Below are 8,672 nucleotides of genomic sequence, written 5' to 3'. Positions count from 1 at the left end.
TCCCCGGTAGAATACCGAGAAACGGTTGTAGCTTGAAGTGGCTTTTTAATGGTGTCTACTTGACGGGGGTAAGACCAACTAACATGCTGGAAGCTGGCTTTTTTAAATCGCTATTTCTACTGATCGTTATCCTATTCACTAGTTAGACATCCGGAAATCCAGTACGTGGACGAAGTTGAATATTAAATTTGATCGTCGTGTGGTGGCATGTGTACAACTCAGGATGTAAATCGGATTTCAAAGTGAACTAAATCTCGGTCAGGCTACTAGAAATCGGCATCGTTATGATCAACGTATATATTCAACTGAAAGAGAAAGTGATACATAATGTGTGAACATGTGTAGCTCCATTAGTTTTTATTCGCATTTTGATCGACAGATGGGACAGCACAGGAGCCATCCGCACATTGCTCACCTTGAGCAGGGTCGCCGATCATTTGTAATGGTTGTTCTTCTGCCCAGATCTCATTCAATGCATTTGTGAACATTTCCGTTGGCTGTGCACCGGATACGGCATATTTGTCATTGATGACAAAGAACGGTACACCCGTAATGCCGAGCTGGCTGCCCAGATGTTCATGACGGCGTACATCTTCGCCATAGCGTTCACTTTGCAGCATCGTTAACGCTTCTGCACGATCTAATCCAATTTCGCCAGCGATATCAGCAAGTGTGTCATGATCGCCGATATGACGAGAATCGGTAAAGAAAGCGCGGAACAACGCTTCGTTCATTTCAGCGCCTTTGCCTTGATCTACGGCAAATTGCATCAGACGATGCGCATCAAAACTATTCGTCAGAATCATCGAATCAAATTCAAAACGAAGACCTTCCTGTGCTGCTTGTGCACCGATGTTATCATTCATTTTGCGAACTTGCTCGATCGTCGTATTGTATTTACTAGCGAGCATTTCGTTATTGGTCATCGGCACATCGCGATCAGCAGATGGATCAAGCTCAAAGCTTTTATAATTGATGTGCACTTGATCCGCATGCGGGAATTGCTCCAGCGCTTTTTGCAGTCTAGCTTTGCCAATATAGCAGAACGGACACTGGTAGTCAGACCAGATATCGATTTTCATAGTAATTACCTCCGGGTTAATGATCATGCTATGCTTCGTGATGATGTACTGTACATCCGTTTATCCATTGTGAGCGCATAGACTAGTTATTTATATCGTACTATTATTACTTTTAATAATCAACTAAATAAAATAAATATAGTTAACGCTTTATAGCAGATATTATTGTTTAGCTTTGATCGATCCGAACAGGAAGAAGAAAACCGCCTATATATAAAAGGGTAATTAAACTAGTCTCCATTCAAAAGATCCTATTTAAAAGATCTTATTCGATATCAGTTACATATTTGGAGTTTGTCCTGCCATATCTATATTAATGGCAAGACAGACCATTTAAAGTACAAATTTTAAAGTAAGATGACGAGAAGAACCATACATAAAGCAACAATTTAATAGCCTATTCTATCTATATCTACATCTACTATCTATGAGATCATGTATATAGCTGCGAAAGCATGTACACAGCACAGCTCATCACTATATACGTACATCGATAGTTCATATGTGCATCAATTCTTCGGTTCCCTCAAGTCCAACAAGCAACTACAACTGCTCTTTTGATACAACATGCTGCATCGTATCTTTAAACGATTCAATAAACGCTTCAGCGGCTTTCGATAAGTAGCGTCCTTTGCGACGGGCGAGAACGAGCGTGCGGCTTGGAATCGGTTCGGCTAGTGGTAAATAGACGGGTAAAAATTCGCCGCGACGTGCTCTAGCGATATAATGCGGAACAAAAGTGACCCCCATGCCGGTAGCGACAAGCGATTGAATCGTTTCGATGTTGTTGCTTTCAAACACAACTTTAGGCTCGAAGCCAGCTTCTTTACACACATCAAATACGATTTTACGGAAGCCCTGGCCTTTTTTAAGTACGATAAATGATTCGTCTCGTAGTTCGGATAATTGTACAGGTCGATGATCCCCACCTAAGAAACGCTGGGCAAGCGGATGATTAGGTGGCACAGCGAGATCGATCAGCTCCTCGGCAACCGGCTCATACGTAAGCGAAGGCTCGGTCAGTGGAAGAGCGAGCAGACTCAGATCCGTTTGACCGCTAGCGGTTAGCTTTTCCAGATTGGCTGACGTGTCTTCCAGCAGTACCACTTCAATTTGCGGATACTGAGTGCGAAAGTCAGGTAAGACGTGTGGCAGTAGATGGGAGCCAGTAATTTGCATACTGCCAATAATGACGCGTCCACTTTGCAGTTGCGAGATATCTGCCATTTCGCGGCGTAGCTGTTCAACAGAGTCGATAATCTTTTGCGCATGTTCGACAAAGCTTGCTCCAGCCTGGGTTAGCTCGACGCTACTCGTGTTGCGTTGAAAGAGCAGTACGCCGAGTTCCTTTTCCAGCTTGGATAGCTGCTGGCTAAGTGAAGGTTGTGCAATATGTAGTTTCTCGGCAGCACGGGAAAAGTTCCGCTCGGCTGCGATCTGTAGGGCATATTGTAATTGACGAAGTTCCATAGGGTAAGGCTCCTTTATAATGAGAATAGTAGAACAGCGTATCATAATGGAAATAGTGGTAAAGCAGGTGATGATGAAAATAGCGAAAACGTGTATACGTTACGGTAGCATGGAGCCGAAAATGGCGAAACGTGTATACGTTGCGGTAATATGGAGTCGTCAATAGCTTCTTTTAGCATTACAAAACGATCAGTTGTCTTATAAGAAAAACCTATAGCATCTATAGTTATAATATCTTAGACCTATCGGACACACAATGATATATTGTATGTAACATAAAGATTAGCAGTGATTCACATGATGAATCGGCGACGAGAAATGGTTCAGGGAAATCAAGATGAGGCGATTTGTTTTCGGGTCCAAAGGCAAGACAGAGGATACATTTCCTCTGGCGAAAACAAATACAGTGTCTGATCTCAATTTAAGATGGGGTGAATAAGATGAGTAAAAAAACATTGTATGAAAAGATCTGGGACAATCACGAAATCTATAGCGAGCAAGGCAAGCCAAGCGTATTGTACATTGACCTGCACCTCGTACACGAAGTTACTTCGCCACAGGCATTTGAAGGTTTGCGTTTGACTAATCGTCAGGTGCGTCGTCCAGAACTGACATTTGCGACGATGGATCATAACGTACCGACATTTGACCGTTTTAATATTACAGACCCGATCTCCAAACAACAGATCGACACGCTGACACAAAACTGTAAGGACTTTGGCGTTAAGCTGTTTGACCTGAACACGATCGATCAGGGCGTTGTGCACGTTATGGGTCCAGAACTTGGTTTGACTCATCCGGGTAAAACGATCGTTTGTGGCGATAGCCATACATCGACACACGGTGCATTCGGTGCACTCGCATTCGGTATCGGTACAAGTGAGGTTGAACACGTACTCGCTACGCAGTGTTTGCAACAATCGAAGTCCAAAACGATGGAGATTCGTTTTAATGGTAAACGCAAAGCTGGCGTAACAGCTAAAGATATGATTCTCGGCGTGATCGCAAAATATGGCACAGACTTCGCTACCGGTTATGTGATCGAGTACACAGGCGAAGCGATTCGCGATCTGTCGATGGAAGAGCGTATGACTGTGTGTAACATGTCGATCGAAGGCGGCGCACGTGCAGGTCTGATCGCACCGGATGAAACGACATTCTCTTATTTGCGTGGACGCCAGTATGTACCACAGGGTGCAGCATTTGATGAAGCGGTTGCTCGCTGGAGAGAACTGACTACTGACGAAGGTGCTTTTTATGATCATGTGATCGAATTTGATGTGGAAACACTGATCCCACAAGTAACCTGGGGAACAAGCCCGGGTATGGGAACAGACATCACTTCCGCTGTACCTAACCCAGCAGACTTCACCACAGAGAATGAGCGTAAAGCGGCTGAAAAGGCGCTTGAATATATGGATCTGGCACCTGGTACACCGATGTCTGAAATTCCGGTCGATTATGTGTTTATCGGTTCTTGCACAAACGGTCGGATTGAAGATTTGCGTGCTGCGGCAAATGTAGCAAAAGGGTATAAAGTGTCGGATCGTCTGACAGCTATCGTTGTACCGGGTTCCGGTCGCGTGAAGATTCAGGCGGAGAAAGAAGGACTGGACGTTATTTTCAAGGAAGCAGGCTTTGAATGGCGTGAAGCAGGTTGCAGTATGTGTCTGGCGATGAATCCAGACGTACTGAAACCAGGACAACGTTGTGCTTCGACCTCCAACCGTAACTTTGAAGGTCGCCAGGGACGTGGCGGACGGACGCATCTCGTATCTCCAGCAATGGCAGCAGCAGCTGCGATTAAAGGACATTTTACCGATGTGCGTGATTGGGAATTCAAATCCGAGCCAGTACTGAGCTAACCGAATCGAGAGGAGATTTTAACTATGGAAGCATTTCAAAAGTTGAACGGTATTGTAGCCCCGGTAGATCGGGTGAACGTGGATACAGACGCAATTATTCCGAAGCAGTTTCTGAAACGGATCGAACGTACAGGTTTTGGTCAGTTCCTGTTCTACGAATGGCGCTGGGATGAAGAAGGTAATGTCAACGAGAACTTTGATATGAACAAGCCTCGTTATGAGGGCGCATCAGTGCTCGTGTCCCGTGCAAACTTTGGCTGTGGATCTTCTCGTGAACATGCACCGTGGGCGATCATGGACTATGGATTCCGCTGTGTCATTGCACCTTCGTTTGCAGATATCTTCTATAATAACTGTTTCAAAAACGGCATTTTGCCGATCAAGCTGTCCGAAGAGCAGGTTCAAGATCTGTTTGAGCGCACGTATGCAAACGAAGGCTATCGTCTGAATGTGGATCTGGAAAGCAAAACGATTACAGACGATCAAGGTCTGGAAATCCATTTCGATCTGGATGAGCATCGTCGTCAATTCCTGTTGCAAGGGCTGGACGATATCGGTCTGACATTACAACATGAATCGGATATTAGCGAATATGAGCGCACACGTGGTGCCCATCTGTTTGCTTAATGAAAAAGCAGTGAAGCGAAGAGATGTATGAATGTTCACCATTGGATTCTACAATAATATGGAAATTCAACTTAACTTCGTAACCAATGTACACAGCAAGCATTTGCAAAGCCTGGAGTATGGCGTAAGCCAGCGGGCTTTAGCAAATGCTTTTTATTTTAGTCGCGTTATCGCTTATATAGCCAGCCATCTACGGCTAAAACGTTGCCGATGTCATCCAAAATTCAGGAGCATTAAAATTTCTATGCAAAAAATCAAATAGCGATAACAAATCGTCTGACAATGGTCGATATAAATATACAGATGAGTATGACTTTGCATTTGCGTATATATGCAAGGCTGACTTTGCAGTCTATGACTATGGTTGCATGATCGGCTATGCAAAAAGATATCGAATTGCAAATTCGTTCGCAACTTTTAGTAGGCATAAGCGTCTAATTACGATGTATGCGCAAATTGCGAATCAGAGCGCGATGTAGGCACGGACATTCATCTTTTCTCTGGAAGCATCCAGAGACGAGCGGGGGACTTCATGAATCTCGAGTAGATGAACAGATTTGCTTTACATGTTGGTGTTCTGATAATGTTTGGGCGGTACAGCCGTGCTGGGTAGTTCGGTAATCAAAATGGGAATGGTAGGGGTGAAGAATGAAGAAATTTGGTTTTCTATTGTTTTTGTTTGTGTTTTTGTGGTCCTTTCCCCATCTCGGTGAGGCTGCCACTAGCACAAAAGTTGTACTGAACGGCCAACAGCTCAGTATTCCGGAGGATGTACAAAATATGAAAGGCTCGGTGATGGTGCCGATCCGCGTAATCTCCGAAAATCTGGGGTACAAAGTACAGTGGAATCAAGCCGACGGACGTGTCATGATTGACGGCGAAGGTAAATCGATTCAACTGCTTATCGGCAAAAAAGCCGCTTCGGTCGGCAACAAAACGTATGATTTGAACACCGCACCGGTCGTTCAAAACGGCACGACGCTTGTACCAATCCGTCTCGTCAGTGAGCAGATGGGGATCGACGTGCATTGGAACAACAGCGACAAAATCGTCACGCTAACGACTCCGGACGCGAGCACCGGCGGAGGAACGAATTCGGGTTCTGAAAATGGAACTGCCGAAAATGGTCTTGCACTGGTGAATGGTATCAGCTTTAGCGAAAGCCGCTTGCTGGTCACGCTTGATAAGGGCGTAACGCCGAAAGTGTCCAAAATGGATTCACCGGATCGTATCGTGGTGGATCTACCCAAAACCGACTTTAGCCCAGCATTTGCTGCGCAAGGTCCGGATGCAAGTGTAGGTCAGATTGCCTCGCTGGATGTGCCAAACAATGATAATGTATCTCAAGTCAGATACTCACAATTCAGCACAGATCCATCATCGGTACGGATCGTGATCGATCTGAAAAACAAGCAAGATTATGAAGTGTTCACGGAAGGTAGTTTGTTGATCGTCGATCTGGTAGCCGATAACGGCAAATCACCTGATCCTAACCCAACAACTGGCCCTACACAGCCAGGAACAGGCGTAGGCGACTCGGGTAAAAAGGTAGTTGTGATCGATGCAGGTCACGGCGATCAAGATCCAGGCGCGATCGGTTCCCAAACGAGCGAGAAAAAGCTTAATCTTGGACTCGCCCTTAAAGTGGAAGCTTTGCTGAAAAATGATCCGAATATCGATGTTGTGCTCACACGCTCAGACGATACGTTCCTGCAATTGAAAGAACGTGTCAAAATCGCTGAAAAGCTCGGCGCTGACGTGTTCGTATCCATTCACGCCAACAGCAGCGGTTCATCCGCAGCTTCCGGTACTGAAACGTATTACCAGCGCGCTAGCAGCAAAAAGCTAGCTCAAACGATTCACAAGTATTTTGTAGCGGCAACCGGCTTTAAGGATCGTGGTGTTCAATACGGTAACTTCCACGTCATCCGCGAAACGACGATGCCTGCTGTACTGCTAGAAGTCGGCTTCATCAGCAACCGCACTGAAGAATCCAAAATGATGGATTCTGCCAAGCAAGATGAAATCGCAGCTTCGATTGTAAAAGGTATTAAGGAATACATCGGGGTGTCTTGATTAAACGTATAGCGTCTGCTTTCTACGTGCATAACGTGGGGCAGGCGCTGTTTTTATTTTCAACTTAAACCTCACAACACTATGAAAGGTTTACACCTCGCACACTCGCGCTGAAGCGCCAGAGACCTATCCAATAAATGTTTGTTTTAAATCACAATAAAATTACTGAAATTTCATGTAAAGTTTGCGTGCAATTACAGCCGGAACATGATAAGATACCAATTGTATTGTCATTGAAGATGGAGCACCAGAGTCTGAAACCTAACGGGCAATCCCATCATCAGGTCCCGTGAGACGATACCGTCTGAAGCACGAATCTTATCGTGTGCAGGCGGTTTTTTGCAGGAGGAATGAAAATGAATGCCGCTACAGTAAGACATATTCTGGATACGCTCGCCGGCATGTTTCCTGATGCGCACTGCGAACTTAATCATAGTAATGCCTTTGAACTGACGATTGCGGTGCTACTGTCCGCCCAGTGTACCGATGCAACCGTCAACAAGGTGACAGTTGATTTGTTTCAGAAGTACCGGACGCCACAAGATTACGTGAGCGTACCGCTGGAGGAGCTGGAACAGGATATACGGCGGATCGGCTTATTTCGAAGTAAAGCGAAGCATATTCAAAACCTGTGCCATATTTTAATTGAGAAATACGGTGGAGATGTGCCTAGTGAGCACGATCTGCTCGTTCAGCTACCCGGAGTGGGACGCAAAACGGCGAATGTCGTGGTGTCCAACGCTTTTGGCGTGCCTGCATTTGCAGTCGATACCCATGTAGAACGGGTATCCAAACGACTGGGTCTCGCAAATTGGAAAGACAATGTAATGGAAGTCGAGCGTAAACTGATGAAGCGTGTGCCGCGTGATGAATGGACGCTTTCACATCATCGCTTTATCTTTTTCGGCAGATACCACTGCAAGGCGCAAAATCCAGCCTGTCAGGTCTGTCCGCTGCTCGATATTTGCCGTGAAGGCAAAAAACGAATGAAAACATCCCTGGTCGTCAAGAACAAAAAGGCAGCGAAGCCGAAAAGTTCCTGACCCGTGGCAACCCGCTGACCAGGGGAGAGAACCAATACTACACATAAAAAGAGGTCGAACGTTATGAAATGCATTTCCGTCTACACAGACAACTTTGAACAATTTTCGGATATTTTCGAGCAAATCGTTTCCGAGGAACTGGCTGAAAACGAAGAAAAAGTAGTTGAAGGCATTGCGGTAAATTATTCCGGTGATGTACCGGAGCATTATATCGAGCGTATGGCACAAAAGCGTGATGTCGTTGTTATGAAAGACAAAGGCAGAGGCATTACGATTTTGCAACACGGCAAAATGTTCGAAATTCTTGTACCTGTAGCTGAAGCTGAAGTTAGCTTGATCTAAGTCAAGGTGGTTTGCTAGACGGTCTGCGCCCTGTGCGTACAGACCGTCTTTTTTATTGTGCCGTACAATCATGCTGTATTGCTCTTGTATTGCTCTTGTATTGCTCTTGTATTGCTCTTGTATTGCTCTTGTATTGCTCTTGTATTGCTCTTGTATTGCTCTTACTA

Annotated in this window: 7 protein-coding genes; 5 read left to right on the top strand and 2 right to left on the bottom strand. The window is 45.3% G+C overall.

Annotation, left to right across the window (positions count from 1 at the left end):
- Window positions 1–350: 350 nt before the first annotated feature.
- Both AAHF22_RS17580 and AAHF22_RS17575 read right to left on the bottom strand, forming a co-directional pair.
- On the bottom strand, window positions 351–1,082 hold the full coding sequence (locus AAHF22_RS17580; protein ID WP_347326329.1) for a DsbA family oxidoreductase: 732 nt from the start codon (window positions 1,080–1,082) through the stop codon (window positions 351–353).
- 543 nt (window positions 1,083–1,625) lie between these two features.
- Window positions 1,626–2,552, bottom strand: a complete 927-nt coding sequence (locus AAHF22_RS17575; RefSeq protein ID WP_347326328.1) for a LysR family transcriptional regulator — start codon at window positions 2,550–2,552, stop codon at window positions 1,626–1,628.
- Between the two features lie 440 nt (window positions 2,553–2,992).
- On the opposite strand from AAHF22_RS17575, the gene leuC reads away from it, so the two are divergent.
- The 5 genes from leuC to AAHF22_RS17550 all read left to right on the top strand — a co-directional run bounded on the left by leuC (window position 2,993) and on the right by AAHF22_RS17550 (window position 8,505).
- A complete protein-coding gene (leuC, locus tag AAHF22_RS17570; protein ID WP_347326327.1) occupies window positions 2,993–4,417 on the top strand; it encodes a 3-isopropylmalate dehydratase large subunit in 1,425 nt (474 codons plus the stop codon).
- A gap of 24 nt (window positions 4,418–4,441) precedes the next feature.
- Window positions 4,442–5,044 (top strand): 3-isopropylmalate dehydratase small subunit, encoded by a 603-nt coding sequence (leuD, locus tag AAHF22_RS17565; protein WP_347326326.1) that lies wholly within the window; start codon window positions 4,442–4,444, stop codon window positions 5,042–5,044.
- Between the two features lie 648 nt (window positions 5,045–5,692).
- Window positions 5,693–7,120 carry an N-acetylmuramoyl-L-alanine amidase family protein gene (locus AAHF22_RS17560; RefSeq protein ID WP_347326325.1) on the top strand — a complete coding sequence of 476 codons (1,428 nt, stop codon included), beginning with the start codon at window positions 5,693–5,695 and terminating at the stop codon, window positions 7,118–7,120.
- Window positions 7,121–7,476: 356 nt separating this feature from the next.
- The gene (gene nth / locus AAHF22_RS17555; RefSeq protein WP_347326324.1) at window positions 7,477–8,163 is read left to right on the top strand and encodes an endonuclease III; all 687 of its coding nucleotides are present in this window, start codon (window positions 7,477–7,479) and stop codon (window positions 8,161–8,163) included.
- A gap of 63 nt (window positions 8,164–8,226) precedes the next feature.
- Entirely contained in the window at window positions 8,227–8,505 is a 279-nt protein-coding gene (locus AAHF22_RS17550) for an NAD/NADP transhydrogenase alpha subunit (protein ID WP_188775482.1), read from the top strand.
- Window positions 8,506–8,672 lie beyond the last annotated feature (167 nt).

The organism is Paenibacillus wenxiniae, from assembly GCF_039822605.1.
Lineage (GTDB): Bacteria > Bacillota > Bacilli > Paenibacillales > Paenibacillaceae > Saccharibacillus > Saccharibacillus wenxiniae.
The sequence above is the reverse complement of the archived record's forward strand: the minus strand, read 5'-3'. Positions and strand labels throughout refer to the sequence as shown.

What these genes read in the sequence shown, in the direction of transcription:
- leuC (WP_347326327.1), top strand. Translation starts at nt 2,993, where the DNA reads ATGAGTAAAAAAACATTGTATGAAAAGATCTGGGACAATCACGAAATC.
- AAHF22_RS17550 (WP_188775482.1), top strand. Translation starts at nt 8,227, where the DNA reads ATGAAATGCATTTCCGTCTACACAGACAACTTTGAACAATTTTCGGAT.
- AAHF22_RS17575 (WP_347326328.1), bottom strand. Translation starts at nt 2,552, where the DNA reads ATGGAACTTCGTCAATTACAATATGCCCTACAGATCGCAGCCGAGCGG.
- AAHF22_RS17580 (WP_347326329.1), bottom strand. Translation starts at nt 1,082, where the DNA reads ATGAAAATCGATATCTGGTCTGACTACCAGTGTCCGTTCTGCTATATT.
- leuD (WP_347326326.1), top strand. Translation starts at nt 4,442, where the DNA reads ATGGAAGCATTTCAAAAGTTGAACGGTATTGTAGCCCCGGTAGATCGG.
- AAHF22_RS17560 (WP_347326325.1), top strand. Translation starts at nt 5,693, where the DNA reads ATGAAGAAATTTGGTTTTCTATTGTTTTTGTTTGTGTTTTTGTGGTCC.
- nth (WP_347326324.1), top strand. Translation starts at nt 7,477, where the DNA reads ATGAATGCCGCTACAGTAAGACATATTCTGGATACGCTCGCCGGCATG.